Genomic DNA, 25,999 nt, shown 5'->3' on the forward strand with positions numbered 1-25,999 from the left:
CTCCTTAATTCAATGCCAAATGGCCTTGGTTCCCGCCACAAAGAGAAGATCCACGAGTTGTCCGATGTCCGCCTTCTGGACACCTTCCGCCAGCTGTCCGATCGCCCGTTCGCGCAGGGAGAATTCATCGGCAAGGACGGTGATGCCGCTGCGCGTCAGATCCGCATATCGCTCGCTGAATTTTGCCCCCGGACGAGTGGAAAGGACGCCGTTCTGAACCAGGAACACTGTGACCGTGTTGCCCCTCTGGCGTATGCCCCTGACAAGTTCCTCGACACGCTGAGTATCCCCGGCACCATATGGATCGCGCGATTCTACGAACAGGTAATTTGCCATGTCGGCCTCCGGCCCAAAAAAGCGGTTCCCACCGATGTGTTGCCCCGGTGTCGCGCCCGTCGCAACGGGCACCGACTCGCCGTGCGGCGCGTGGGCCGCGCACAGCTCATGAATTGGGTATAGCAGAACGGACAGATAGTCCAAGTAACTGCGTGTCATAGCGCGGGAACGCTTATGCGTGTGGTCATGCCGTTGTTGAAGCACGGCACAAGCAGGCAGCTTCTCCGGAGTGTTACGGCCGGTGCGGGCCGCGGAGCGGACGTTCCCCGGCAGGCGCGAGCGCCTCTTCGTGGCCGGTCTCTGACCCACGCGGTCGGCCGTAGCCGACCCCCGAACGGTCTTTTAGCATCCCGAAGCGTGAATAGCTCTTCGAAAAGCGAAGCAGGCCTTCGTCGGGTAAAGTCCACGGACAGACTATCGGCCTGAGTGGTCATGCACACTTCAACGTCGGTATGCTCGCTCTTCGCCTCAGACCAGCCCGTCGCAGAGGGTACTTGTCCCGGTCATCAGGCGAACTAGACTTAGGGCGAATATGCCTGCCTCCCCGGGGAGAAACCATGAAACACCTGATGAAGGGTTTCCTGCTTGCCGTTGCCCTACTGACCGTGGTTGGCGGCACCGTCGGCACCTATGCGATCCTCTCCGCACCGTCGGCTCATGCTGAGCCGTGCGGTGGCCGTGGGTATCCGCAGGACGGTGGCGGCAATCCGCCCTGACCCAAGTACGGAGCGCGCCTCAGCGCCCCCGAGTGGGGCAAAAGCGGCGGACCAGGCGCAGCGCTGGTCCGGTGTCCGGGGCGAACCGACGTTCGAATGCCCATCACGGCGCGCGAGCGAATGGCTGGAGATGGCCGATCGAGCCGGAAGACCTGACGTCCGCGTCGCTTCCTGTCGCAGGCCCAGCCCCATGCTCGATGGCTTTGGTTGCAACGCCTGCGCCGGATGACTTTCGGCGCGCCAGTGGGCGCTGCGCCGAGTTCAGCGTTACGTGAATCTCGACACGCCAGCCGCCTGCCCATGACGGCTTCAGGGTCGTCATGGAAAACTGTATGAATATACAGTATAGTGTCCGTCGAAATCGAGCCGCACCGGTGCAACCCTGCGGCCCGTGCGCCGCGCCTGCGGGCATCCGCCGCAGCGTTCCGGCACCGTGAACTCTGGCTAACTCACTCAGACGGGCAGGCAAATTGTCATCCAGCAATCTGATCCGCATTCGCGGAGCACGTCAGCACAATCTCAAGAATATCGATCTCGACCTGCGCACCGGCGAAATGACGGTCGTTACCGGCCCGTCGGGCTCCGGCAAGTCGAGTCTGGTGTTCGACACGCTGTACGCGGAAGGCCAGCGGCGCTATGTTGAAACCTTCAGCGCGTACGCGCGGCAGTTCCTCGACCGGATGGACCGGCCGCAGGTCGAGCGCGTCGACGGCGTGCCGCCCGCGATCGCGATCGACCAGACCAACCCGGTCCGCAGCTCGCGCTCGACGGTCGGCACGATGACCGAGCTGAACGACCACCTGAAGCTGCTGTACGCGCGCGCGGCCGAACTGTTCGACCGCAAGACCGCACAGCAGGTGCGTCACGATACGCCGGAGACGATCTACGCGGAACTCGTCGCGCGCACGCAGGCGGACGATCCGCGCGTCGTCGTCACGTTCCCGGTCGAGCTGCCGGAAACCGCGTCCGACGACGAAATCACGCAGTGGCTGTCGGCGAGCGGCTACACGCGCGTGCAGGCGCGGCGCGAAGTCGCGTCGCCCACCGGGCCGCGCAAGGTGCTCGACGTGGTGGCCGACCGCTTCCGCGTGCAGCAGGCCGACAAGGTGCGCGTCGTCGAGGCGATCGAGGCGTCGCTGAAGCGCGGCGGCGGGCGCGCGAACGTGTACGTGCTCGCGCCGGAGCCGGAAACCGCCGGCGGCGCGGCCGCCGAGCCGCAGGTGTGGCGCTTCTCCACCGGGCTCCATGATCCCGACAGCGACCTGCGCTACGCGGAGCCGCAAGCGGCGATGTTCTCGTTCAACTCGGCCTACGGCGCGTGCGAAACGTGCCGGGGCTTCGGCCGCGTGATCGGCGTCGATCTCGGCCTCGTGATCCCCGACGCGCGCAAGACGCTGCGCGGCGGCGCGATCAAGCCGATGCAGACGCCTGCGTGGAAGGAGTGCCAGGACGACCTGATGCGCTACGCGGCGAAGGCCGACATCCGGCGCGACGTGCCGTGGGCCGAGCTGACGGACGCCGAGCGCGACTGGGTCGTCAACGGTTCGCCGGACTGGAACGGCAAGTGGCAGAGCCAGTGGTACGGCGTGAAGCGTTTCTTCGGTTATCTCGAATCGAAGGCGTACAAGATGCATATCCGCGTGCTGCTGTCGAAATACCGCAGCTACACGCCGTGCGACGTGTGCGGCGGCGCGCGCCTGAAGACGGAATCGCTGCAATGGCGGCTCGGTTCGAAAGCGAACGCCGACGGCGTGCTCGCGCCGGCCGGTCGCTTCATGCCGCGCGGCGTCGACTGGAGCCGCGCGCAGCTCGAAGCGCTGCCGGGCCTGACTGTGCACGACCTGATGCTGCTACCAATCGAGCGTATCCGTCGTTTCTTCGACGAAGTCAGCCTGCCGAGCGCGCTGCTCGACGATGCGCTGAAGCTGCTGCTCGCCGAAGTGCGCACGCGCCTGAAATACCTGTGCGACGTGGGGCTCGGCTACCTGACGCTCGACCGGCAGAGCCGCACGCTGTCGGGCGGCGAGGTGCAGCGGATCAACCTGACGACCGCGCTCGGCACGTCGCTCACCAAAACCCTGTTCGTGCTCGACGAGCCGAGCATCGGGCTGCATCCGCGCGATCTCACGCGGATCGTCGAGGCGATGCAGCGGCTGCGCGACGCGGGCAATACGCTGGTGGTCGTCGAGCACGATCCGTCGGTGATGCTCGCGGCCGACCGGCTGATCGACATGGGGCCCGGCCCGGGCGAGCGCGGCGGCACGATCGTCTACGACGGCACGCCGGGCGACATTCGTTCCGCGCATACGCTGACCGGCGAGTATCTCGGCGGCCGCAAGCATGTCGCGCACGCGTCGAACTGGGCGCGCCGGCCGGTCGACGCGCACACGCCGCGCATCGTGCTCGACGGCGCGAGCGAACACAACCTGCGCGACGTGACGGTCGAGATTCCGCTGCAGCGGCTCGTCTGCGTGACCGGCGTGTCGGGTTCCGGCAAGTCCACGCTGTTGCAGGACGTGCTTTATCCGGCGATGGCGCGGCACCACGGCAAGGCGACCGAATCGCCGGGTGCGTACCGCAACCTCACGGGCGCCGACCAGGTGGGCGACGTCGTGTTCGTCGACCAGTCGCCGATCGGCAAGACCACGCGTTCGAACCCGGCGAGTTATGTCGGCGCGTTCGACGAAATCCGCAAGCTGTTCGCGAAGGCGCCGCTCGCGCTGCAACGCGGCTACGGCGCCGGCACGTTCAGCTTCAACTCGGGCGACGGCCGCTGCCCGACCTGCGGCGGCTCGGGCTTCGAACACATCGAGATGCAGTTCCTGAGCGACGTCTATCTGCGCTGCCCGGACTGCGACGGCAGCCGCTACCGCGCCGAGATTCTCGAAGTGCGCATCGAGCGCAACGACCGCGCGCTGAACATCGCCGACGTGCTCGACCTGACCGTCAGCGAAGCGGCCGCATTCTTCGCGACCGACGCCGACGTGCTGCGCGTGCTGCAGCCGATCGTCGACGTCGGGCTCGAATACGTGAAGCTCGGCCAGCCGGTGCCGACGCTCTCGGGCGGCGAGGCGCAGCGCCTGAAGCTGGCCGGCTTCCTCGCCGAATCCGCGGCGGCCGTCAACGGGCGCCGGGTCGTCACGGAAGAAGCGCGCGTCGCGCGTGTGAAGTTGTTCATGTTCGACGAGCCGACCACCGGGCTGCACTTCGACGACATCGCGAAGCTGATGCAGGCGTTCGGCAAGCTGCTCGCGGCCGGCCATTCGCTGATCGTGATCGAGCACAACCTCGACGTGATCCGCGCGGCCGACTGGCTGATCGATCTCGGCCCGGAAGGCGGCGACGGCGGCGGCCTCGTGCTGTGCGCGGGCACGCCCGACGACGTGAAGGCCTGCGCCGAATCGCATACCGGTGCCGCGCTGCTGCAGTACGACCGCGCGATGGATGCTGACGCCCCGTTCGCCGACGAAGGCGTGCCGCTGCAGACCGTGCTGAACGCCGCACGCGAGCGGCGTGCGATCGAAGGCGAGGATGTCGTGCGGATCGTCAACGCGCGCGAGCACAACCTGAAGGCGCTCGACGTCGACATCCCGCACGGCAAGTTCAACGTGATCACCGGCGTGTCGGGTTCCGGCAAGTCGACGCTCGCGTTCGACATCCTGTTCCACGAAGGCCAGCGCCGCTACCTCGAATCGCTGAACGCGTATGCGCGCTCGATCGTGCAGCCGGCCGGGCGGCCGGAAGTCGACGCGGTGTACGGCATTCCGCCGACCGTCGCGATCGAGCAGCGGCTGTCGCGCGGCGGCCGCAAGAGTACGGTCGCGACCACATCCGAAGTCTGGCACTTCCTGCGGCTGCTGTATGTGAAGCTCGGCCTGCAGCATTGCATCCACGACGGCACGCCGGTCACGTCGCAATCCGTCGAATCGATCGCCGCGCAGTTGCTGCGCGATCACCGTGGCGAACACGTCGGGCTGCTCGCGCCGCTCGTCGTCAACCGCAAGGGCGTGTATACGGATCTCGCGAAATGGGCGAAGGCGCGTGGCAGCACGCATCTGCGCGTCGACGGCGAGTTCGTGACGGTCGACCCGTGGCCGAAGCTCGACCGCTTCCGCGAGCACACGATCGAGCTGCCGGTGGCCGATATCGTCGTGTCGCCGGACAACGAAGCCGAGTTGCGGCGCGTGCTCGACGAGACGCTCGAACTCGGCAAGGGCGTGATGCATCTGCTCGCGCCGCTCGACGGGCTGCACGCTGCGATGCAGAACGATCATTCGACCGCACGCGTCGGCGCGGTCAAGGTGCTGTCGGTCAAGCGCGCGTGCCCGGTGTGTGGCACGAGCTACCCGGAGCTGGACCCGCGGATGTTCTCGTACAACAGCAAGCACGGCTGGTGCACGACCTGCGTCGGCACCGGCGTCACGCTGACGCGCGAACAGCGCGCGGCGTACGACGACACGGTGCTCGCCGAGGACGGGCGCGGCCGCGAGCAGACGCTGCCGTCGGACGAGCAGGAGCCGGAAGGCGTCGGCAACGAGCCGTGCCCGGATTGCAACGGCACGCGGCTGAACCCGTCCGCGCGCGCGGTCACGTTCGACGCACATCCGATTGTCGAGGTTGCGCAGTGGACGGTGTCGGACACGCGCCGCTGGATCGACGCGCTGGAACTCACCGGGCGCGACGCGCAGATCGCGCGCGACATCGTCAGCGAGATCGGCAGCCGCCTCGCGTTTCTCGAGGAGGTCGGGCTCGGCTACCTGAGCCTCGATCGTGCGGCGCCGAGCCTGTCGGGCGGCGAAGCGCAGCGCATCCGGCTCGCCGCGCAGCTCGGCAGCAACCTGCAGGGGGTCTGCTACGTGCTCGACGAACCGACGATCGGCCTGCATCCGCGCGACAACCAGATCCTGCTGGACGCGCTGCGCAAGCTCGGCGACAAGGGCAATACGCTCGTCGTCGTCGAGCATGACGAGGACACGATCCGCCGCGCCGATCACATCATCGACATCGGCCCGGGCGCCGGCAAGCGCGGCGGCGCGCTGGTCGCGCAGGGCGCGGTCGCGGATCTGGCCGCACAGTCCGATTCGGTGACGGGGCGCCTGCTCGCGCAGCCGATGACGCATCCGCTGCAGCCGCGCCGTGCCGTGAACCTGCCGGGCAAGAAGGGCGGTGCCGCGGTGCCGGACGCGTGGCTGACCGTGCATGGCGCAAGGCTGCACAACCTGCGCGACGTCACGGTCGGCATTCCGCTCGCGCGGCTCGTCGCGGTGACGGGCGTCAGCGGCTCGGGCAAGTCGACGCTCGCGCGCGACGTGCTGATGACGAACCTGCTCGACGCGGTCGGCCGCTCCGTGCTGTCGTCGCCGGCTACGCGGCGCGCACGCAAGGCCGTGCAGCAGGACGCGCCGGCGGCGAACCGCCGCTCGAGCGTGCTCGCGCGCAGTGCGCCGCGGCCGTCGCTGAACGTCACGCATGCATGGCAGGGCTGCGAGTCGTTGAGCGGCTGGGAGCAGATCGATCGCGTGCTCGAAGTCGATCAGACGCCGATCGGCAAGACCCCGCGTTCGTGCCCGGCCACCTATATCGGGCTGTGGGACACGATCCGCAAGCTGTTCGCCGACACGCTGGAGGCGCGTGCGCGCGGTTATACGGCGTCGCGTTTCTCGTTCAATACCGGCGACGGGCGGTGCCCCGCGTGCGAAGGGCAAGGCGTGCGCACGATCGGCATGAGCTTCCTGCCCGACGTGAAGGTGCCGTGCGACGTGTGTCACGGGCAGCGCTTCAACCCGGAGACGCTCGCCGTTACGTGGCGCGGCCGGAACATCGGCGACGTGCTGACGATGGAGATCGACGAGGCGGTGGAGTTTTTTGCGCCGATCTCGAACATCGCGCATCCGCTGCAGCTGATGAAGGATGTCGGTCTCGGCTACCTGACGCTCGGCCAGCCGTCGCCGACGTTGTCAGGCGGCGAGGCGCAGCGCATCAAGCTCGTCACCGAGCTGACGAAGGTGCGCGACGACATCACGCGGCGCGGCCAGAAGGCGCCGCACACGCTGTACGTGCTCGACGAACCGACGGTCGGCCTGCACATGGCCGACGTCGCGAAGCTGATCCGCGTGCTGCATCGGCTCGTCGATGCGGGGCATAGCGTCGTCGTGATCGAACACGATCTCGACGTGATCGCGGAAGCCGACTGGATCATCGATCTCGGGCCGGAGGGCGGCGTGGGCGGCGGCACGATCGTCGCGGCGGCGCCGCCGGAAGCGCTCGTGCGGGTGAGCGCGAGCCACACCGGGCAGGCGCTCAAGCCGGTGCTGGCGCGCACGGGTGCGGATGAGGGTGAGGCCGAACGTGAGGGAGAAGCGCGAGTCGGTTGAATACGGCGCTTCGAATGAGCGGCCCCGGTGTCTGGTCAGACACCGGGGCCGTTTTTATTGCGTCGTGCGGTTTTGTGGTCAGGCGGCCGGCGCGACGGATGCGCCGGTGATGCCATGCCGCCGCAGCGAATCCGCGACGAAGCCGGACGCTTTCATTTCCTCGACGAATTCAGTCAGTACCGCGGCAGCGGCCTCGCCACGGCTCTTCGGCACGCCCATTGCCTGCCGGATCACCATGAACCGCTCGTCGAGCAGGCGCAGGCCGGTCGTCTTCGCGGCGTCGGCTTCGAGCTGCTGCTTCACGCCGGCCGCGACTTCCAGTTGCTGTTCGACGAATGTCTGCACGACGGCCTGCGACGTCGGTGCGCGCACGATCTGCGCGGCTTTCAGTTCGCGGGTGAGGAACAGGTCGTATGCGCTGCCCTTGCCGACGGTCACGCGGTTGTGCGGCTGGTCGACGTCCGCGTTCGTGCGGATCGGCGACGCGTCGCGCACGAGATAAAAGCCCTCGATCAGCACGTACGGCGCGGTGAACGCGACCGTTTCGCCGCGCAGCGGGTCGACCGCGAAGAAGCCGAAATCGGCGCGCTCCTCGGTCAGCGCCTGCACCGATTTCGCGGCCCCGTCGAACACGACGAGTTCCAGCTCGGCCGACAGACGTTCCGCGAACGCGCGCGCCAGGTCGATCGACACGCCGAACGGTTCGCCCGTTGCAGGGTCGCGGTTCGCGAGGATCGGGTTGCCGAGGTTGATCGACGCGCGCAGCTTGCCGGTGGGGGTGAAGGCGGAGAGGACGGCGGGGGCGAGGGGCATGGAGGGCTCGTTGGGTGGTGGGTGGGCGGTCGGGGCTGACGGATGCACCGATGTTGAGCTTATCACCGGGCCGTTGGGGGCAGTGTGTTGCGGTGTGTGCCTGCGCCATAGTTGGCCGCCATGCCATCCGGGTGCACATGATCGCCTTGCACTTCGTTTGCGCGCTCGTCAGGGCTGGTGAACAGGTACTGCTGCATCATCGGGGTGTGGTTGCTAAAAGCCGCTTCTGCAAGCTGCTGTTTTTGTTCCATATTCAGGGTGTCGCTCTCATATTATTAATTTAACTCGTGCCTATTTATATTGATTTTGGGGATATTGAATAATATTGACGATTGTTGACTTGAGGTGGGCTGATATAAGTGGCAGGTTTGAAGTTTATGGTTTTTGATCTATGTTATCTCTATGCGACTGGTTTGATAGCTAAGTGTGCGCATAGGATGTTCTGGGAAAAATCGAGAATCTACGCGGGATGCTCCGGATTTTTCAGTCCAACCAATACGATCGGTGTGCGTGAACATGCACTCCTCGCGTAGCGAGGAAAATTCGCGCAAAAACGCCGCACCAATACGAAAAACGAGGAGGCGCGCAAGACAATGCAGTAGCAATGTAGCAGCCGCAGTAATGCTGGAAGTTGCAGTGATTTGGCAGGTTTACTTGGTAAATGATCGGCACATTTCAACCATGTATTGAAATAACATCAAGGTGAACGTTATGGCAGATCCGAAAAACTTCGTTGATCTTCAGGCTGGATTCTACAACGCACTCTCCCAAGGTCTGGGGTATTCCAACAAAGATCCGTTTCAAGTGATTCAACCTTCGCCTCCGCTTGTGGGTGAGGATGATGAGTACGACGATGAATTACTCTGGGCCTATTTCAATAATCTTCCCGTCGCATCTCTGACAGGGAACACGCAGTTCTCGGGCGGTAATCAATTCCTTGCTAATTACCAAGGAGTCATGTCTGCATTGAAAGCAGCACCGAACGACTTCAAATCAACGATCGGAGACGCATGTTGGGATAGATATCAACTTGCGTTGGATCTCGGCAAGGTTGATCCGGGCGCTAGGGAGTTTCGCGATTGGGCGATACTTAACACACAGTGTTCTGCCGTCGCAGTGTCGGGCGCGTCTGCCCTGGCGGCTGCGATGCTTGATCCGGTTTTCGCTGCGCAGGAGAACGTCAGACCCTACCTGCCTAGCGGTAAGAAGTCGGTCACCTTCGTGCCCGGCTTCTCGAAGATGCTTGCGTTGCTCAAGAAGGCACCGTTTCGATCCTTCCATGTCGGTACAAACAGCTGGCAAACCGATGTGTCGAGCACGTGGACCCAAGGTTCGAACAGCGGTTTCTTCGGGTTATGGGGGGGCAGCAGCTATACGTCCACTCTGAGCCAGAAGTTCGCATCCAGCGGTGTATCGGTGGATGCGAGCTTCCGCAACGTGCTGCCGTTCAACGTGACACCGGGCAACTGGTACAGCTCGTCCGCGTTCGGCCTCGCATTCAACAACCCGGGCAGTGAGCCGTGGGCTCCCGGAAAAAAACCCAACTGGGAAACGACATTCGGCTCGTCGGGCAACATGCAACGGTTCGCATCGAGCCTCGTGATTGTCAACGAGATGAACGTCACGGTTACGTCTAATGCTACCTATAGCGAGAGTGAGCAGGAGCAGATCAGAAGAAACTCGTCTTCAGGTTTGTGGCCGTTCTACTGTTCCGGTGGCTCGAGCGGTTCCAATACGTCGGCGTCGTTCAATGCCACGGGAAATATGACCGTTACGATCACCTCTAAGAAGGGCGTACCGGTTGTGATCGGCTGCATTGTTCTTTCCGCAAGCCAGTATCTCGGCCATGAGGCGCGGGCGTCGAAGATCCTTACCCAGAAGTTCTACGGCTGACGTCAGACAGTGATACGTGAGCCGGCATTCCGGCCATTTGCAGAAGGAAGTGGCTGCGCTGTGTTCATTTCGGGCGGGATCCCTTGGATCCCGCGACATTCGCAACCGAAGAAAGGTCAAACCCATGGCTTCGTTCGCCGAACTGCAAGGTCGCTTTATCACCACAGAGTTTGCTGCGCTCGGGTTTCCTCAGTCGGGCTGGCAAGTGCTACAGCCAGCCTCGTTGCTCCGCTCCGGGGATGACGAGTCACTGTGGTCCTACTTCAATACAATTCCCGCCGACTTACCGATCTTTGCGTCAAGCGGTGGCGACACGTTTTTTGCAGCATATTCCGCGTTGATCGACTCATTGATAGCTGGAACCGGTCAACTCGACCCGATTGCGGCCGCAAAGGATCGCCTCGAGGATTGGGGGCAGAAACCCCCCGCCTGGAGCGTCGGCTATGCTCGTTTGATGAAGCAGCTTGCGGCAGCTACTAGTGTCAAGTTTCCGTTCAGTAGCAAAGCCGAGTCCAATACGGGATTCTGGGGCCTGTGGGGCGGCAGCGACTCCATCTCGGGGCCGAGTGCACAATTCGCCGCTGGCGACGTGTCCGGTCAGTTCGAATTCAAACACGTGCTTCAGCTTTCGCCAACGCCTTCCACCTGGTACGTTTCTTCAGCGCTGTCAATTGCGCACTCGACGACGAGTGGCGATCCTTGGAACCCGAAATCAACAATTAATTGGCAATCTACGTTTGGCCCTCAAGGCAACATGCAACGCTTTGTTGCAGGCTTGCTCGTCGTATCGGGTATGAGTGTCGAGTACACATCGAGTGCGGCGTTTAGCAAAGTCGACCAGCAATCGATCCAAGCCAATCAAGCGAAGGGTATGTGGCCGTACTACCTGAGTGGCTCCGCGATTTCCACACATATTCATTTCAATAGCGCGAATCGGATGACGGTGCAAATCAGCAGCGATCAGAATGTGCCAATCGTCCTCGCAGCGTCCGTGGTAAGCGCAGCGCAATTCCTCGGAGCGTAAGGGTCGCGGCGCAATGGCTCGGTCGTCGACGGTGCGGTTCAATTCACGGCAGAACCCGTACCGAAAATGTAGGGTACTTCGACTCTGGGCAGCGACACGGGTGGGAATGCGCGGCAATGAGATCACGCGGTTGCGATGTGACGGGGCGGCTAGGCTTCATTGGCGCTTGCCTTGCGACGGTCCGTCCCACAGTTTGTGGGGGCAAGAACTCCGACACTGTTCTCGCTTCCGCCCATGCTTCGACTTCTCGCGTGCGCCATCCGACGCGTCGCCCAGAAAGTGCGCGCGGTTTCGGGGATTGCTCCTGACGCACCAGCTTGTGAATTACGGCGGGGGACAGAGAGATCGCGTCAGAAACGGATGTGATATCGAGGTAGATCGGTTTCATAGCTACCGTCATATGGGAGTCTTCCTTATCGGTCAGCAGGTATCGCGCGAGCGAGTTGCATCAGTCCTGTCTCGAGTGTGATACCGGCGGTTGCGGCCCAACTGCGCGCGTCTTGCGCAGCTTTGTGGCGAGCGAACGAGCCGACTTCGTCGGCCATCAGATCGAGCAGGTCGACATCGGCCGCGTGCGAGATCTCGGTGACGAATGCGCGGATCGCCGTTCGGCCAGTTGTCGGTGATCAGGAACGGCGGCCGCTAGTCACATGTGTCTGTTCGCCAATGCCGTCAGATGGACATTCGAGCGTCGGCTACGCTCGGATGCCGGCTATTGAAACGCAGGTTCGATCCGGCAAGTCGTCGAACCCTGCGATCCTAGGTACAAGCGTTAGTCCGGCATCCCGTTATGGTCTCCAAGCGGTCTGTCGGGCCAGTCTACCCAACGGTCCGCGCGGGTAAGTTCATACGCCTGGTTGAGCGGGTAGCGAATACGGTTGTCGTCGCGCGGACGTTCGCCGATCACCATCAGCCTGACGTCTTCCTTCGTATTGTTGATGAAGGTATGGCAGATTCCGGTGCCTGCAGGAAACGCGACGGAATCGCCTTCGGCAATGGGGTGAAGCACGCCGTCGATCCAGACATCGGGCTTGCCCTCGAGCACGTACACAAACTCCTGCTCGGTACTTTCGGCATGCGGATATGACGTGCGCCGGCCTGGCAGAAGCCTCACGTGATGGATACCAATACGCGTAATGCCGAGCGCTGCGGAAAGCGGCGCGTCCAGTGCCATGGGCTCGGTATCGCCGCGATAACAATGCGCATCCGGTTCTTCGAGCGCAGTCCAATGCTTGATGAAATCGGGGCGGTTCATCGGTGGTTCTCCTTTAGGGCGAGTATCGATAGTAGCGGTTCAGGAGCGGACGTTAGCGCAACTCAATCCTGCGTCTTGTTGACAAGTGTGGGCTTGAATTCTAGTTTACTGGAAAAATAATCCGTTAAACTGGATAAGATGGACGTCAACAACACAATCGCACGACGAATTCGCGATCTCCGCGGCGCAAAGGGCTGGTCGCTCGACACCTTGGCGGAGCGAAGCGCGGTTAGCCGCTCCAATATCTCCCTTATAGAACGAGGGGAAAGCAGCCCGACCGCTGTCGTTCTCGACAGGTTGGCCACTGCACTTGGCGTCTCTGTCGCGTCGCTATTTGACCGAGACGAGACTCCGTCGGAGGACGAACTGTCGCCACATTCGTCGGTGAGCAACCAGTTGCTTTGGACAGACCCCGCGTCAGGTTACGTAAGACGTAGCCTTTCCCCGCCTGCAAGGTCACCGATTCAACTGGTCGCAGTCGAGTTCCCGGCGGGACAACACGTCAGTTTCGAGACAGGCGTTCGGGACGCGGAGATCTACCAGCAGGTGTGGGTGATGGACGGCGCTATGGAAATCACGGTGGGCGATCGGAGCTGGCGGCTCGAAACCGGCGATTGCCTCGCCATGAAACTGGATTGCCCGATCAGCTTCCGTAACTTGTCGAGCCGATCGACACGCTACCTCGTCGCCCTGTGCAATCTTTCTTTTGATAAGTCGTGGAGCAAACAATGAGCGGCGCGATAACAATACGGCGCGTTGGTCGTGGTGAGGTGTTCGACCATATTGACGGGCTGTCGGCGGTTCTGATCGATTGTGTCGAAGGGGGAGCGTCGGTCAGTTTCATGTTGCCGATTTCGAGGAAAGCAGTCGAAGCGTTCTGGCAGAACGTTGCGCTCGGCGTGACGCGTGACGAACGGATTCTCCTCGTTGCCGAAGATGCTGACGGTCGAATTGTTGGAACCGTGCAACTGATCACTGAACTACCCGAAAACCAGCCACATCGAGCCGATATCGCAAAGATGCTCGTTCACCGCGACGCGAGACGTCAAGGCGTTGGCAGACGCTTGATGGCCGCTGTGGACGAGGTTGCGCGGGAGATTGGCAAGTCCGTGCTCGTACTTGATACCGTTACGGGCAGTGATGCCGAGCGACTGTACGAGTGTGCGGGGTGGCAACGCGTAGGGAATGTGCCTAATTACGCGTTGATGCCGGATGGCAGCTTTTGCGGCACAACCTTCTTCCACAAGCAACTCAGTTAGATTTGCTGCACGCTTTGAAGGCATCCCGCCTATCCGTGGAGTTCGAACCGTTGCATGATCCGTCGTGGGGCGGATCGACAGAATTATTGCGTCGCCGGCGCTGGGCGGTCGGTGGCTGCGGACCAAGGGGAGGTCGTAATGGCGGAATTGGATATCGCGGAAGTCTTTTATGCAAGCGGTTCACTTAGATACCGCTATAGCAGATACCTGGCTGCTGACGGGAGCCGATGGATTCGGCACGGTCCTTTTGTCGCCTACAGAGAGGACGGCACGCTCGCGTCTGACGGGACTTACGAACACGGAGTCGAGCATGGAGTCTGGAAGGATTTCCATCCAAACGGACAACTGGCGGCGCTTGGCAACTACGACCACGGAACGGAAGCTGAAAATTGGGCGTACTGGGATGCCGACGGGCGACTGGAGGCGTAGCTACGGGGTGGGTCTTTTAACTCAATGGCAAAGCGCTATCCAATAATCAGCCGTTGACGCGACACAGGTTCCAACGGCGGTAGTGGATCGATGGTCGCCTGTCGTGCCGGTCGCTGCCGAGCTCGCAGGGCTTCGCGCCACTGATTGAAAAGGGCTGATCCATCGGTCTGATCGATCGCGGTGTCCTCCACGGAACAATCGGCAACTTGGAACTATACTGGGCAGCTTGGAGGATTCAATGACCGATCAAGACAGGCTGCATCCACTCCGTCCGCTCCTGAAAAATTGGGTTTGGGAGCATGGTCGAATCGGGACTCGCTATCTGGACTACGTTGATGGCGAAATCAAGTTCGATGACGGCAAGAAATCGCATTTCGCGGCCGAGGAATATGTCTACGTGCCCCTTGGCAACGGCGCTGAAGACGATGCATCCGCGGATCGTCCTGCGATCCACGACGCAGGACTCGCCCGGTTTTTGCGGGCAGCTCAGTTGGGTAAGCCAGAGGAAGCCGGTTCTGTAGCGGATGTCCAGCGCGCCGTCCAGGATTGCGTGGAGATCGGCCTGTGCAGCGCATATCAACGGGAGGCTCGAGAGGCATTGGCTCGCTACGCGCAGGAGCCGATGTTCGATGACGAGATTCGCGCGGCGGTTGTCGCCGATATCCGGCGTATTTACGTCGGCATGCGGGAGCAACTGGCGCTGTACGACTTCAGTGTGCTCCACGGCTTGCCCATGCCGCTGCTGATCGGCGACACGCCCTTCATCGACTGGCGCGTGCGCGCCAGTCCGGCACTTCCGTTCGTATCGCTTCCGCTGGGACCTTACTGCCTGCTGGTCGGCGCGCCGTCGGGCAGGAAAAGCCGAATCGGCCCGGTGGTCTGGAAGGCCGCTGCCACGATGGGCCCGTTGAAGGACCACAACCGCCAGATCGAGGAGCAGACACGTTTGTGGCTGGTGGCGACCACGGATGACCAGCTTGTCGCTGCACAAGGTCGCATTGCTGCGACCCTGGGCTCCAGGCAAGGGGATGTGAAGCCCTGACCGAAGCCGACGGAAAGCAGACCGTCGGCGCCGCCTCGATTACCGTGCAGCAACAGGAGAACCCGATGATCAAAGTCAGTGTCATGTACCCGTACGCCGCAGGCGCGCGATTCGATCATGCTTACTATCGCGAGAGGCATATGCCAATGGTGAAACAGCGGCTCGGCGCTGCATGTCTGTACTACACGGTGGACAAGGGCATCGCAGGCGGTGCTGCGGGCACTGATCCTGTTTACGTGGCCAAGTGCGACTTCGTCTGCACTTCTGTCGAAGCTTTTCAAGCAGCCCGCGCCCCGCACGCGCAGGAGATCATGGCCGACATCGCTAATTACACGGATATACAACCCGTGCTGCAAATCAGTGAGGTGGTAGTGGAGCGTTCGGAAGTCTGACCAAGGTTCGGATATCGCCAAGCACCGCATCCGCGTATGACGTGGGCGAGAGGAGCTTCATGGGAGTGACGTTTGCAGGTACGTCGGTGGGTTGGGTGCTCATGTGACGGTGGGAAAGTCTACGAGTGTTCTTGATGTTCTGCCCCGGTGTCACCTGCCAGGTCAGCTTGCGTTGCGTACTCGAAGGACACGGAGTAGCGCCATTGATCGGCTTCGATCATAGCCACGGAGTACACGGCTTTCACCCAGATCTGGCTCTGCCCGTGATGCAAGCCAACCAATCGCCAAAGAGCGGAAATGATCTCCTCCGTCGGGAGGACGACGTCTTTCATCCCGTCGGGGTTCGTGATCGATATCTCGAGGCGGTCGTGTTCTACCGTGCGCGTGACGACCATCTCAGCTGCCCGCCATGTTTCCGGCGTCGCAATGATCAACGAATTCGCGATTTCGTAGTCGATGGGGGCTTGCAGCGTAACGAGATCAATCAACGTGTTCTCCTGCGATTGCATAGCGGAGTTCCATACCGAGCCGGCGGGGGGCGCGACTAGTTGGTCGATAGGCGGTATTGCGTCAGTCCCGGATGTTCGATGCATTCCTTGACCGCAAATCCATGACGTTCATAGAACGGAATATTGCGCGGCTCCGCCGTTTCCAGGGAAATCGTCCCGGACGGTTCGGTGTCGCGAAGATGTGCCAACGTTGCATTCAGGAGTGTCGACCCGATCCCTTCGCCTTGCAGCATCGGGGATACACCGATGAACTCAATCCGGCTTGAATTCGCATCAGGGGATTTCGAGGGGGGACGCTCACGAAGCAAATCGATTCTTCCCAACGATAATTCACCACAACCGCTCGCAATCTGGTGTCCTAGTTCGGCGAGCCTGCCGGGCGATTCGGCGCAAGAGGCCGGCGCAAAGTAGCTCACGGCAACGAGGTCGTCGTTTCGCCATGCACCCAAAGCAGGCATGAGTACATCGTGGTGATACCTCAAATAGCTTCTCAGATAATTTGTCCGGCGTTCGTCGAATCCCCGATTTTCTGCGAACAGGCACCAGGCAAGTGTAGGGTCTTGCTTGAACGCGGAATCAAGCAAAACTAACGCTGGTTCAGAAAACTGGTGCGGCAGCGGCGCTACCGTTAGTTTTGTACCGTGCATGTTCGGTTCGGGCAACAGGTGTTCGTTGAATGGGTCGGCGTAGCTTCTAGCCTGAAGCCTTGTCAGGAGAGCCGCAGGTACTGCCGCATCATTGGAGTGATGGTTGCAGGTACGGAGGTGGGTTGGGTGCTCATGAGACCCGGAAGGTTGCTTTAGCTGCCCGAGTTTACCAGTGGCCCGAACCTGCCTGTGCGAAGTTCATCGTTTGGCCAGTTGCCGGAGACGACCGGCCCTAGGTGACCAACACTCTTGGCGAGCATTGGTCCGTTGAATGATTGCCGCTTACCATAAGCACCTTCGAAGAAACCGCTGAGGAGCTTGAGATCGTGAATTTGAAGATGGCATTGACGGTGTTTGGCATGGTGTTCACGCTGGGTGCCTATGGCGTCGAGGCTAACGATGCCGGTCTTACTGTATCGGCGTACGGTCTTTCTTGCAAAATCCCCATTCCTTCGTACCCGGCGACGGCTCGCCAGAGCGGTCACAAAGGTCGGGTTGTGGTGGGCTTTACCGTAAAGGCAAGCGGTGAGATTGCCGATGCCAGCGTATTTGCATCGAGTGGGTATGAAGATCTGGACAGCGTGTCAGTCAAGTCGATCGAGAATATGACTTGTGAGCCACCCAAGGGAGGCAGGGGCGTACAGGGGAAACAAGTGTTCGATTTCTCGATGTAATCGGGGAATTACACTGAAGCGTGCGCGTTTTGGGGAGCGAGTCCGAGTATGCCAGCGGCCCGAACGTGCCGCGCGAAGTTCGTCGTTCGGCCAATTGCCGATGATCACGACCGCCGGCTGCCGGCCAGCAGCGCCAAACGGTAGTGCGCAGGGGTCTTATCGCGGTTCACGTGGATGTGACTCGCCGGAACGCGCTGAACAGGAGACGAGATGCACCGCAACTTTGTGATACGGGCTGGCCGCCCTTCGGATGCAGACCAACTGACGAAGCTCGCATTTCTTTCGAAGGCGCACTGGGGCTACCCCAAAGAATGGCTGGAACTGTGGGAAGCCGACCTTACGGTTAGGCCCGAGATGATCGAAGATTCAATCGCCTTCGTAGCCGAAACTGAAGAACGGATCATCGGGTTCTGGGTCAGGGCCTCGACGGATTCTGATAAACCTACTCGCGGCTGGCTATTCATTCACCCTGATCATATGGGGCAGGGCGTCGCACGTGCGTTATGGTCGGAACTCAGAAAAGAAGCGGCCGCTAGAGGAATCAGGAGTTTCGTGATCGAAGCTGATCCCAATGCCGTGTCATTCTATCTGGCGCTCGGTGCAGAAAAAATCGGCGAGAGAGAATCGACCGTCATTCCGGGAAGGCTCTTTCCAATCCTTCGGGTACCTGTCTGATGGGCGTCGCTTATTGATCGCTTATCGATGAGCGCTGATATCGGGAACAGAGAACTACGCAGGATAACGAACAGATCTCCTGCGTATCACATCCGCCCCCGAACCAAGCCTGAGTGTCACGGCAACAGTACCGTGTCGACCACATGAATCACACCATTCGACTGCATGACGTCGCCGATCGTCACATGCGCGACATCCCCCTTGTCGTCGGTGATGGCCCACCCCTTTGCATCGCGGCTGACGATCAACGGATCGCCCTCGACCGTTTTCAACGTCGCCTTGCCGCCGCCCTGATCGACCGCCATGGCCAGGTCATGTGCGGTGAGGCGTCCGGGCACGACGTGATACGTGAGCACCTTGACCAGCGTCGCCTTGTTTTCCGGCTTCAGTAACGTCTGCACCGTGCCGGGCGGCAAGGCGGCGAATGCCTCGTTGGTCGGTGCGAAGACCGTGAACGGCCCCTTGCTCGACAAGGTATCGACCAGCCCGCCGGCCTTCACGGCCGCGACCAGCGTCGTGTGATCGTTGGAGTTCACCGCGTTCTCGACGATGTTCTTCGACGGATACATTGCAGCGCCGCCCACCTCCACGGTTTTGTCCGTGGACATCGAACCCGCCGTCGAGGCCTGCGTGGTGACGCCCAGCGCGATCGCGAGGGTGAGCATCGTGCCGACCACTTTCAATTTTCTGCAGGATTCCATCTGGGTTCTCCCGAAAGATCGATGCTTCCGGCTGGAAGCTACCGAAGATACGAGACGAACGCGGCAACGGATGCATGCGGGACTGCCGAATTTCAAGCGGCGATGAACGGACCGTGGAGCAACCTCATGCGTTGCCGACGGCACCCTTCGCCAGCACCGGTCCGGTCGGCTGCCCGGTCGGCGATCCGCCGCGCGGTTCAAGCGACACGGCCAGTATCGCGCTGGCGTTCAGCGAGGCGAGCGCCGTGCGCGGTATCGGCACGACAGTCGGCCGATCCGCGGCGATCAGGCCGAGGGACGCGGGTCGTCCGCCCGGCGCGATCAGCCACAGTTCGGTGGAGCGGTCGGCCGCGACGGGCGTATCGCTTGCCGGCACAATCACCATGCGCGCGCGCTCCACATCGACGGTCACGGTCCAGCCGGCGGTGCCGCCGTCGCGTACGAGGCTAGCGACCTTGTAGACGTCATGTGTGGGCCCTGCGGTGGTAGACGGGCGGATCGGCAGAACCGACAGGACAGCGAGCGCGATCGCAGCGACGCTCGACCCGATGCCGATCCAGCGCCAGCCTTGCAGGTTGTTCCAGAAGCTGACGCGTGGGCGAGGCGGATTGGCGGGCGCAAATCCGAGGTCGGCCCGGATGCGTACCCATACGTGCGGCGGCGGCTCGATCCCGACGATGTCGTCGTTCAGCGGCAGCAGGTGGTTTTGCCAACGCGCCACGCTGGCGGCGAGTTGAGGATCGCGCTGCATCGCTTGTTCGATCCGCCTGCGCTCCGACCCGTCGAGCACGCCTAATACGTATTCGGCACAACGGATGTCGTTCGGGCTGGAGAGTGGGGTGTTCATCGTTCGAGACACGCTTTGAGTTGGAGCAAACTGCGCCGAATCCAGCTTTTCAACGTACCGAGCGGAACACGAAGGCGCTCCGCCAGTTCCGCATACGTTGCGCCCGCAAAGAATGCCTCTCGTACCACGCTACCCTGTGTGGCGGGCAGTATCTCCAGGCAGTGCTCCAGCCGCCGCCGTTGCTCGCTGTTTTCAGCCGCAGTGGCGGGCGATGGCCGTTCGTCGACCGCTTCTTCCATCGTCGACTCATCGACGTGGACTTCGCGGTGACGCCGAAGGCGGTCGATCGCCCGATTGCGCGCAATGGCCCCAAGCCAGGTGATCGCGCTGGCCAGTGTCGGATCGAACGTCGCGGCCCGATGCCATACCGTGACATACACCTCTTGCAAGACCTCCTCGGCTTCGCCGCGATCTCGCAACATCGTCACGCACACCCCGAACAGTTTCGCGGAGGTGCGCCGGTAGAGCGTGCTGAAAGCGTTTTGATCGCCGGCGCCCGCGTCGAGAAGAAGCTGGTTGAGTTCTTCACGCCGGCGGTTTTCGGATTCGCCGATCGACCGCTCGCTATCGGAAGCCAGGTTGCTTCTCATGTGCACTGAATTCTCCACCGGGTGGTTTGAAGAATCTGGGGCGGCATCTGACGCGTGACGAAGCGGGGCGCGAGAGCGTATGTCGATAGCTGCCATCGTACCCCCGATCCCGCGATCTCCGAGTCTGCCGATTCAGTTACGTTCCAGGCGAGCATCCGGATGCACGTGTGTGGTCGTTTGACAATATGCGGTCCGTAAGCGGCGCCTGATGGATCGGTATGCGCAGACTCGGAATGAGTCTTCCCGGGATGACGGACGATTCTTTACGGCATGCTTACCGTCAACCGTAGCGTCGCGAGGACCGTTCATACGTTGCGAAGCGGCTTTCTCCCGGCGGCCCGTTCATCGTATGCCGGTTCCTGTTCGAATCCATGCTGGTTCTTTCTCGGCAAGACCGGCGCAACCATTATCGGAGCCGTATGGCATTTCGTCTGTCCTTGCGAGCAGCCGCCACGATCCCCATTCTTTGCATCGCGATGCTTGGCGGATGCATCGCCGCGACGCAGCACCATACCGACGTGACCGGTTCATATCAGTCACACACCGACGCGCAGCCGAAGCCTGCACCTGGCGCCCGCATGGCCAGCGCACCTTTCGTTCACCCCGGCCTGCTGCATACTGAGAGCGATTTCACGCGCATGCGCGTGAACGTCGCCGCGCGGCGGCAGCCGTGGTTCGACGGTTGGCAACGCCTGGTTGCCAACCGGCATGCGTCGCTCGACTGGAAGCCGAATCCGCAGTCGGCCATCTATCGCGGACGCAACCCCGACCACGCAGAGAATTACGCCACGCTCTTCAACGATGCCGCTGCGGCCTACGCGCTTGCACTTCGGTGGAAGATCACCGGCGACGACGCCTACGCGCAACACGCCATAGAAATCCTGAATGCGTGGTCGCGCACGCTGACGATGATCGGTGGCAGTTCCGACAAGTTCCTGGCTTCCGGCATTTACGGCTACCAGCTGGCGAACGCCGGCGAAATCCTGCGCACGTCCCCACTGTGGCGCGCCGACGATTTCCGGCGCTTCCAGTCGATGATGCTGGGCGTGTTCTATCCCATGAACCACGACTTCCTGGCGCGGCACAACGGCGGAAAGATCGACCACTACTGGGCCAACTGGGATCTCGCAAACATGGCATCCATGCTGGCAATCGGGGTCCTGACCGACCGTCACGACATCTATGCCGAAGCGGTCGACTATTTCAGGCATGGCGCCGGCAACGGTTCAATCGAACACGTGGTGTGGAAGCTGTATCCGGATGGGCTGGGTCAGGTGCAGGAAAGCGGGCGCGACCAGGGGCATACCATGCTCGATATCGCGCTGCTCGGGGCGTTCTGCCAGATGGCCTGGAGCCAGGGGGACGATCTTTACGGATATGACGATAACCGGTTCCTGCGCGGAGCGGAATACGCCGCCCGATACAACCTCGGGAAGGACGTGCCTTACACGCAATACACGAACAGCGACGTCACGCAGCCCGTCATCTCGTCGAATTCGCGCGGTTACGGGCGTCCGATCTGGGCACTCGTCTACAACCACTACGTTGTGCTCAAAGGACTCTCCGCGCCGGACGTCGAAGCCTATGCCCGCCAGGTCGCGCCGGAAGGCGGCGGTGGCGACTACGGTCCCAACAGCGGTGGCTTCGATCAACTGGGATATGGGACGTTGACCTATACGCTTAAATGACGGCCAGCGACTCAGGCAGACTATCCGGGATGCGACGCCGGCACGAGGCCTTTCTCACGCGCCATCCAATATTTTGAAATCCCTTGCGTCGCAGGTTGGCGTTGATCCCGTGCTCCTGCGCCAGGCGAGCCACCGATACGCCCGGGCGTAACGCAGCCTCGGCCAATGCGCGTTTGCCTTTCTCGTCATAGCGGCGACGGCCGTCGCTGTTTTGACGAACTCGTCTCAACGCTGAGTTTTTGTCAGCCATAGGTGCCCACCTCCCAAATAGGTGGACACCTATGCGCGTCGCTCAGAGCGCCGTTGGGTAGACGCCGATCATGGATCGCTTACGTTCGACTTCAACGGCCAGATTCGGCACTCACCTCTACCTGCGGGGTTTCCCTAATACTTTCGGTCAACGCAACTATTACAGTCGTCAATGTAATTGTTGTATCGAGAACGTGTCATTTCGGTTGCTTGCCGCGTTCCATGCCAGCCCCCCGATATTCCGGGCCACGCGGCCAGTCAGGACAAGTCAAGGATGAACGAATCGTGAGCGCTTCTTATGCTGAAAAGCCGACGTTTTACGTGCCCAGGGCTTTCTTCTACATCCAGGGCGCAATCGTCTCGGTCTTGTTGAACGTCGTTCTTTATTTTTATCTGGCGAACTTTCACGACGGAACATCGATTCCCGCGATGCTGTCGGCTTATACGGCGCATGCATTGCAGTTCAAAGCGACTACCATCCTGCTCGCGTTCCTGCTGGGGCCGATGATCGTCATCTCGGGGATGCTGGCAGGCCGTCTATGGCATGCGGACACCAGCCAATATCATCAGTTGAGCTGGATCGCATTGATCAGTGATATTGCCTTTCTCGGCGCATGGGGGGCTGCCATTGGACTCGGCCTGGCCGCCATGGGCGTGCAGGAGTACGCGCCTCAGACGGTTCCATATACGCTCGTGGCGGGTTTCGGGTCGGTTGCGTCGGTGCTTGGGGTGCTTTGGGCGCCATTCGGGCTTTCGTGCTTTTACATCTCGATCAAATCCGGTCTGCTGCCCGGCTGGCTGAATATCCTCACGCTGGTTGCCGTTTTAATGAACTGCTGCGCCGTATTCGGCATGTTCACCATGACGGGCCCGCTTAACCCGATTAATGGTCAGATCGCCGCGGGATTCCCGTTCTATGGTCCAGTGACATGGTTCAACATGGTCATGGCCTGGTTGCTGTCGCAGATGTTCAGCAGAAGATAAGTTCTACGAATTTGAATGACCCGTCGACCGCCGGTCGGATCGCCAGCCGGCGCGGCGCTCAGGCTTTGATCCAGTCGCGCGCCTGCTCCAGCTCGTTGACGTGGAACGCCTTGACTTCGGCCTTCGTAAAGAACCGCGCCAGATGCATTGCCGCATGGATCCATCCTGCATCGGCCACCACGGCGGCGCGCGTGACCTTGCGCGCCAGCGGCACGCCGAGCGTGATATCGGTCCACAACGCCTTCGGCTCGATGCCGGTGAAATGCTCGATGCGTTCGAGCACGCGGGTCTTGCCGTTCTGTTCGAGATCACCACGCATGCGCTCGATGGCTTCGCGCAGATCGTGGTCGGTGATTTTGCCTTCGACGGAAATTTCGACGACAGGGGAATCGGGCTCGGTGTGATAGAGGATCATGGTAAGACCTCCTGACTAGGGAGACGTCACACAATCAGGCGCGGCGTGGATGCGCCTGGCGTTCGATGATTGCTTCATGCTACCCCTTTCCCTATCGCCCGGTTGGCACCGGGCAGGGCAGGCCGACGTGTTCGCGCCATCACCCCAGCTCGAACGACGTCACCCCGAATACGCGATCGATCGCGATCGCGGGTGCGTCTTGCGTGTACATCCGCGCGGTTTCGAAGACGCTCGTCATGCCGTGCCGTTCCGCCAGCGCGACGGCTGCAGGGTTCGTTTCCGGCACGTCGAGCACGATGACCTCGCCGGGCATGCGCGCCGCCAGCGCGCGAAACAGCCCGGTGGCGACGCCTGCGTCATCGGCGAAGAGCGGGCCGATCTTGCAGCCCGCCTTGCAGCGGCGCACGACACCGTATCCGGCGATGCGGCCGGCGTCGACTGTTGCGAGCGCAACGGCATCCGGCTGCGCGATCCACGCGGAGACGAAACGCTCGCGCGCCGCGGGAAAACACGGGCGATCGTAGGCAAGCAACTGCTCGAACGGCACGTTGGCCGCTGCCGTCACATGCGCGCACCCGATGCCGTCCACGCGACCCTGGTAGCGGATGTTGCGGTACGCGAGCCGGAACCCGGACTTCCTGTAGTTCGCCTGTTGCGCGACGACTCCGTCGAGACCGATGTTGCGGTCTCCCAGGTAACGCATGCCGTGCTGCCAGATTCGCATACCGAAACCTTTGCCGCGAAACCCGGATTTCACGATGTAGAGACCGATGAAGCCAAAGCGATCGTCATAGGCAACAGCGGCGAGGCACGCGACCGGTTCGCCGCGCCAGATGCCGACGAAGAAACCGGCCGGGTCAGCTTCCCTGAAACAGTGCGGGTCATGCAGGCCGGGGTTCCACCCTTCTGCCGCCGCCCATTCGACCGACATCGCCACCTCGTCGGCCGCCATCGTGCGCACGACAAAGTCTCCGCCTTGATCCATGGTTCGTCCCGGTCGCGGCGCAAAATATTGCCGCTTCGTGTTACGGAAAATGCAACGAGCAGGCGCCGGCAAGCGGGCACCTATCAACTGACAGAATAGACCGTGCAAGCGTGCTCAACGTCAGGACTGCCGGACGAAATTTTCAGGGGTCTCGACGCGCAACCAGGCGGTTCGCGTTTCGGTCGGTTTCCGGCGATCACGACCGACTGCTGCTGGTCATACCGGCCGTTTTGGAACGATTTTTGAAGGGACGCTCCCGCTTCGCCAACGGACGTATGCGGTCGATATCGCGTCCCGTCCGGCGCACTCACTCCGCCAGCGCTTTACCGGAGGCGTCCTTGATTTTCGCTTTCCATTGCTTGCGGATTTCGGACACGACCGGATCGGGAAGCGAGATGTAGTCGAGTTCCGTGGCGGCCTGGTTGCCGTTCTTGAACGCCCAGTCGAAGAACTTCAGCGTTTCCTTGCCCTGATCCGGCTTGTCCTGCTTCGCGTATAGCAGCACGAACGTCGCGCCGACGACGGGCCATGCGTCCTTGCCCGGCTCGTCCGTCAGGATCTGGTAGAACGATTTCGACCAGTTCGCGCCCGCAGCAGCGGCCTTGAACGTTTCCGTCTTTGGCTCGACCACGGAGCCCGTCGAGTTCTTCAGCGCGGTGTAGACCATGTTGTTCTTCTTCGCGTACGCCCATTCGACGTAGCCGATCGCACCCGGCAGGCGCTGCACGAACGCCGCGACACCGTCGTTGCCCTTGCCGCCGGTGCCCGTCGGCCAGTTGACCGTCGTGCCTTCGCCGATCTTCGACTTCCACTCGCCGTTGACCTTCGACAGGTAGTTCGTCCAGATGAAGCTCGTGCCGGAGCCATCAGCACGACGAACGACCGCGATGTCGGTATCCGGCAGCTTGACCTTCGGGTTCAGCGAGGCGATCGCCGGGTCGTTCCACTTCTTGATCTTGCCGAGGTAGATGTCGCCGAGCACCGGGCCCGACAGCGTCAGCGTGCCGGCCTTCATGCCCGGCACGTTGACGACCGGCACCACGCCGCCGACCACCGTCGGGAACTGGAACAGGCCTTGCTTCGCGAGTTCGTCATCCTTCAGCGGCGCGTCCGAACCGGCAAAATCGATCGTCTTTGCGTTGATCTGTTTCAGACCACCGGATGAACCGATGCCTTGGTAGTTGACCTTGCCGCCGCCCGATTTCTTGTATGCATCGGCCCATTTCGTGTAAATCGGCGCGGCAAACGTGCTGCCTGCACCGGTGATATCGGCAGCGTGAGCGGCGACGGCAACAAGGGCCAGGGTGCAGGGAACCAGGATCCGGATGTTCATGTAACACCTCCTGTCTTCGGTCGGCATGCTGTTCTACACGCTACTGCCCGCTTGTGACTACTTCACGACGTGCGGCGATGTCGTTGTAGTCGCTTGCAACCGCTTGCAACGCCGTAACCGGCAGACCGTTCGACATGGGCGACCAGAATTGCCGGCTCAGGCAACACGC

At 61.7% G+C, this 25,999-nt stretch carries 28 protein-coding genes; 13 read left to right on the forward strand and 15 right to left on the reverse strand.

Annotated features, from left to right (window positions below; all coding sequences use genetic code 11):
* Positions 1 to 9: 9 nt before the first annotated feature.
* A complete protein-coding gene (locus tag H3H55_RS33975; protein WP_226800680.1) occupies positions 10 to 480 on the reverse strand; it encodes a DsrE family protein in 471 nt (156 codons plus the stop codon).
* Positions 481 to 893: 413 nt separating this feature from the next.
* Between H3H55_RS33975 and H3H55_RS33980 the strand changes: the two genes are divergently transcribed.
* Complete coding sequence (locus H3H55_RS33980) at positions 894 to 1,052, forward strand: hypothetical protein (protein ID WP_193102592.1); 159 nt, start codon at positions 894 to 896, stop codon at positions 1,050 to 1,052.
* A 470-nt stretch (positions 1,053 to 1,522) separates the two neighbouring features.
* On the forward strand, positions 1,523 to 7,426 hold the full coding sequence (gene uvrA / locus H3H55_RS33985) for an excinuclease ABC subunit UvrA (RefSeq protein WP_193102593.1): 5,904 nt from the start codon (positions 1,523 to 1,525) through the stop codon (positions 7,424 to 7,426).
* 78 nt (positions 7,427 to 7,504) lie between these two features.
* Here uvrA and H3H55_RS33990 read toward each other — a convergent pair whose 3' ends face one another.
* Both H3H55_RS33990 and H3H55_RS33995 read right to left on the reverse strand, forming a co-directional pair.
* Entirely contained in the window at positions 7,505 to 8,239 is a 735-nt protein-coding gene (locus H3H55_RS33990; RefSeq protein ID WP_193102594.1) for an ABC transporter substrate-binding protein, read from the reverse strand.
* A gap of 62 nt (positions 8,240 to 8,301) precedes the next feature.
* Positions 8,302 to 8,490: a hypothetical protein gene (locus H3H55_RS33995; protein ID WP_193102595.1), complete on the reverse strand. Its 189-nt coding sequence runs from the start codon at positions 8,488 to 8,490 to the stop codon at positions 8,302 to 8,304.
* 460 nt (positions 8,491 to 8,950) lie between these two features.
* Here H3H55_RS33995 and H3H55_RS34000 point away from each other — a divergent pair, with 460 nt between their 5' ends.
* A complete protein-coding gene (locus H3H55_RS34000; RefSeq protein ID WP_193102596.1) occupies positions 8,951 to 10,132 on the forward strand; it encodes a hypothetical protein in 1,182 nt (393 codons plus the stop codon).
* A 124-nt stretch (positions 10,133 to 10,256) separates the two neighbouring features.
* Entirely contained in the window at positions 10,257 to 11,156 is a 900-nt protein-coding gene (locus tag H3H55_RS34005) for a hypothetical protein (protein ID WP_193102597.1), read from the forward strand.
* Between the two features lie 43 nt (positions 11,157 to 11,199).
* Here the strand turns inward: H3H55_RS34005 and H3H55_RS34010 are convergent, their stop codons facing one another.
* The 3 genes from H3H55_RS34010 to H3H55_RS34015 all read right to left on the reverse strand — a co-directional run bounded on the left by H3H55_RS34010 (position 11,200) and on the right by H3H55_RS34015 (position 12,411).
* On the reverse strand, positions 11,200 to 11,556 hold the full coding sequence (locus tag H3H55_RS34010) for a helix-turn-helix transcriptional regulator (protein ID WP_319022351.1): 357 nt from the start codon (positions 11,554 to 11,556) through the stop codon (positions 11,200 to 11,202).
* 13 nt (positions 11,557 to 11,569) lie between these two features.
* A complete protein-coding gene (locus H3H55_RS37715; protein ID WP_319022364.1) occupies positions 11,570 to 11,758 on the reverse strand; it encodes a hypothetical protein in 189 nt (62 codons plus the stop codon).
* Between the two features lie 170 nt (positions 11,759 to 11,928).
* Positions 11,929 to 12,411: a cupin domain-containing protein gene (locus H3H55_RS34015; RefSeq protein ID WP_193102599.1), complete on the reverse strand. Its 483-nt coding sequence runs from the start codon at positions 12,409 to 12,411 to the stop codon at positions 11,929 to 11,931.
* Positions 12,412 to 12,549: 138 nt separating this feature from the next.
* On the opposite strand from H3H55_RS34015, the gene H3H55_RS34020 reads away from it, so the two are divergent.
* The 5 genes from H3H55_RS34020 (at position 12,550) to H3H55_RS34040 (ending at position 15,533) form a co-directional block, all read left to right on the forward strand.
* Positions 12,550 to 13,143 carry a helix-turn-helix domain-containing protein gene (locus tag H3H55_RS34020; protein WP_193102600.1) on the forward strand — a complete coding sequence of 198 codons (594 nt, stop codon included), beginning with the start codon at positions 12,550 to 12,552 and terminating at the stop codon, positions 13,141 to 13,143.
* Positions 13,140 to 13,670 (forward strand): GNAT family N-acetyltransferase, encoded by a 531-nt coding sequence (locus H3H55_RS34025; RefSeq protein WP_193102601.1) that lies wholly within the window; start codon positions 13,140 to 13,142, stop codon positions 13,668 to 13,670. The genes H3H55_RS34020 and H3H55_RS34025 overlap by 4 nt, the downstream gene beginning before the upstream one ends.
* Before the next feature lie 138 nt (positions 13,671 to 13,808).
* Positions 13,809 to 14,099, forward strand: coding sequence for a toxin-antitoxin system YwqK family antitoxin (locus tag H3H55_RS34030; RefSeq protein WP_193102602.1), 291 nt, complete (start codon positions 13,809 to 13,811; stop codon positions 14,097 to 14,099).
* A 238-nt stretch (positions 14,100 to 14,337) separates the two neighbouring features.
* Positions 14,338 to 15,141, forward strand: a complete 804-nt coding sequence (locus tag H3H55_RS34035; protein ID WP_193102603.1) for a hypothetical protein — start codon at positions 14,338 to 14,340, stop codon at positions 15,139 to 15,141.
* 65 nt (positions 15,142 to 15,206) lie between these two features.
* On the forward strand, positions 15,207 to 15,533 hold the full coding sequence (locus tag H3H55_RS34040; protein WP_193102604.1) for an EthD family reductase: 327 nt from the start codon (positions 15,207 to 15,209) through the stop codon (positions 15,531 to 15,533).
* A gap of 119 nt (positions 15,534 to 15,652) precedes the next feature.
* Here the strand turns inward: H3H55_RS34040 and H3H55_RS34045 are convergent, their stop codons facing one another.
* Both H3H55_RS34045 and H3H55_RS34050 read right to left on the reverse strand, forming a co-directional pair.
* A complete protein-coding gene (locus H3H55_RS34045) occupies positions 15,653 to 16,021 on the reverse strand; it encodes a hypothetical protein (RefSeq protein WP_193102605.1) in 369 nt (122 codons plus the stop codon).
* Between the two features lie 56 nt (positions 16,022 to 16,077).
* Positions 16,078 to 16,704 carry a GNAT family N-acetyltransferase gene (locus tag H3H55_RS34050; protein WP_193102606.1) on the reverse strand — a complete coding sequence of 209 codons (627 nt, stop codon included), beginning with the start codon at positions 16,702 to 16,704 and terminating at the stop codon, positions 16,078 to 16,080.
* Positions 16,705 to 17,015: 311 nt separating this feature from the next.
* Here H3H55_RS34050 and H3H55_RS34055 point away from each other — a divergent pair, with 311 nt between their 5' ends.
* Together H3H55_RS34055 and H3H55_RS34060 are read left to right on the forward strand one after the other, a co-directional pair.
* Positions 17,016 to 17,363, forward strand: coding sequence for an energy transducer TonB (locus H3H55_RS34055; protein WP_193102607.1), 348 nt, complete (start codon positions 17,016 to 17,018; stop codon positions 17,361 to 17,363).
* Positions 17,364 to 17,573: 210 nt separating this feature from the next.
* Positions 17,574 to 18,038 (forward strand): GNAT family N-acetyltransferase, encoded by a 465-nt coding sequence (locus tag H3H55_RS34060; protein ID WP_193102608.1) that lies wholly within the window; start codon positions 17,574 to 17,576, stop codon positions 18,036 to 18,038.
* Between the two features lie 116 nt (positions 18,039 to 18,154).
* Here the strand turns inward: H3H55_RS34060 and H3H55_RS34065 are convergent, their stop codons facing one another.
* The 3 genes from H3H55_RS34065 to H3H55_RS34075 form a co-directional block, all read right to left on the reverse strand.
* Positions 18,155 to 18,646, reverse strand: a complete 492-nt coding sequence (locus tag H3H55_RS34065) for a fasciclin domain-containing protein (RefSeq protein ID WP_226800729.1) — start codon at positions 18,644 to 18,646, stop codon at positions 18,155 to 18,157.
* A 217-nt stretch (positions 18,647 to 18,863) separates the two neighbouring features.
* Positions 18,864 to 19,586: an anti-sigma factor domain-containing protein gene (locus H3H55_RS34070; protein WP_193102610.1), complete on the reverse strand. Its 723-nt coding sequence runs from the start codon at positions 19,584 to 19,586 to the stop codon at positions 18,864 to 18,866.
* Positions 19,583 to 20,176: a sigma-70 family RNA polymerase sigma factor gene (locus H3H55_RS34075; protein ID WP_193102611.1), complete on the reverse strand. Its 594-nt coding sequence runs from the start codon at positions 20,174 to 20,176 to the stop codon at positions 19,583 to 19,585. The genes H3H55_RS34070 and H3H55_RS34075 overlap by 4 nt, the downstream gene beginning before the upstream one ends.
* Positions 20,177 to 20,595: 419 nt before the next feature.
* Here H3H55_RS34075 and H3H55_RS34080 point away from each other — a divergent pair, with 419 nt between their 5' ends.
* Positions 20,596 to 21,864 (forward strand): alginate lyase family protein, encoded by a 1,269-nt coding sequence (locus H3H55_RS34080; RefSeq protein ID WP_226800681.1) that lies wholly within the window; start codon positions 20,596 to 20,598, stop codon positions 21,862 to 21,864.
* Here the strand turns inward: H3H55_RS34080 and H3H55_RS34085 are convergent.
* Positions 21,857 to 22,114, reverse strand: coding sequence for a transposase (locus H3H55_RS34085; protein WP_413464003.1), 258 nt, complete (start codon positions 22,112 to 22,114; stop codon positions 21,857 to 21,859). The genes H3H55_RS34080 and H3H55_RS34085 overlap by 8 nt on opposite strands.
* A gap of 284 nt (positions 22,115 to 22,398) precedes the next feature.
* Here H3H55_RS34085 and H3H55_RS34090 point away from each other — a divergent pair, with 284 nt between their 5' ends.
* Positions 22,399 to 23,097, forward strand: a complete 699-nt coding sequence (locus H3H55_RS34090) for a hypothetical protein (protein ID WP_193102612.1) — start codon at positions 22,399 to 22,401, stop codon at positions 23,095 to 23,097.
* Between the two features lie 58 nt (positions 23,098 to 23,155).
* Here the strand turns inward: H3H55_RS34090 and H3H55_RS34095 are convergent, their stop codons facing one another.
* From H3H55_RS34095 to pstS, 3 genes are all read right to left on the reverse strand, one after another.
* A complete protein-coding gene (locus H3H55_RS34095; protein ID WP_129518265.1) occupies positions 23,156 to 23,512 on the reverse strand; it encodes an STAS/SEC14 domain-containing protein in 357 nt (118 codons plus the stop codon).
* Positions 23,513 to 23,651: 139 nt separating this feature from the next.
* The gene (locus tag H3H55_RS34100; RefSeq protein WP_193103106.1) at positions 23,652 to 24,497 is read right to left on the reverse strand and encodes a GNAT family N-acetyltransferase; all 846 of its coding nucleotides are present in this window, start codon (positions 24,495 to 24,497) and stop codon (positions 23,652 to 23,654) included.
* A gap of 307 nt (positions 24,498 to 24,804) precedes the next feature.
* Positions 24,805 to 25,830, reverse strand: coding sequence for a phosphate ABC transporter substrate-binding protein PstS (gene pstS / locus H3H55_RS34105; RefSeq protein ID WP_193102613.1), 1,026 nt, complete (start codon positions 25,828 to 25,830; stop codon positions 24,805 to 24,807).
* Positions 25,831 to 25,999: the final 169 nt, after the last annotated feature.

The sequence above is a fragment of the Burkholderia sp. Z1 genome (genome assembly GCF_014893795.1).
Classification (GTDB): domain Bacteria; phylum Pseudomonadota; class Gammaproteobacteria; order Burkholderiales; family Burkholderiaceae; genus Burkholderia; species Burkholderia theae.